This window comes from Acinetobacter pragensis (assembly GCF_001605895.1).
Classification (GTDB): Bacteria; Pseudomonadota; Gammaproteobacteria; order Pseudomonadales; family Moraxellaceae; genus Acinetobacter; species Acinetobacter pragensis.
The window spans coordinates 1-501 of record NZ_LUAW01000069.1 but is presented as its reverse complement, the minus strand read 5'-3'; the positions used below and the strand labels follow the sequence as shown (position 1 = coordinate 501).

1 protein-coding gene and 1 pseudogene are annotated in these 501 nt (G+C 43.3%); one reads left to right on the top strand and one right to left on the bottom strand.

Going from position 1 to position 501, the window contains the following annotated elements; all coding sequences use genetic code 11:
- Nucleotides 1-261, bottom strand: a 261-nt coding sequence (locus tag AZH43_RS19025) for a helicase HerA-like domain-containing protein (RefSeq protein ID WP_227509847.1), incomplete at its 3' end; no start/stop codon positions are given.
- Between the two features lie 96 nt (nt 262-357).
- Here AZH43_RS19025 and AZH43_RS19210 point away from each other — a divergent pair.
- A pseudogene (locus AZH43_RS19210) lies at nt 358-501 on the top strand (hypothetical protein); the annotation flags it as partial.

Genomic DNA, 501 nt, shown 5'->3' with positions numbered 1-501 from the left:
AAKATCAAAAGAATGAAGAGTTTTACACAGACTGCGCAACAGGGTCGCATTGTCAAACAGCAAATGCGCCTCATCAAAGAAGAAAACCAGTTTAGGCTTAKCCATATCTCCGACTTCGGGCAGCTGCTCAAACAGTTCTGAGAGCATCCACACAACGCGGTAACCTTGTTCATGTAAAAAATTAACCGCGGCGACACCTGAAATTCCAAGTCCAGCAACGACCTTTAAACCACCACGCTGTATTAACCAAAATGTTAGCACTTTGCTGTTTTGAATGCTTTTTCAGTTTTGACTTTCTGGCAGTTTTTTTGTGTCAGCGCGTAAAAAAACCGTCATAAAAATGACGGTTTTTTTATTTTGCTGACCGACGGAAAAACTGGGGATGGCTGCGGCCTGCTTTTGGCAATGCCAAAGCAGTTTTTCCGTGAAGAAGCGAAGAAGATCAGTGATACGACCTTAAGCGAAATTTTCGCTGTCGGTACGGTTTTCCTGAACTTGGAT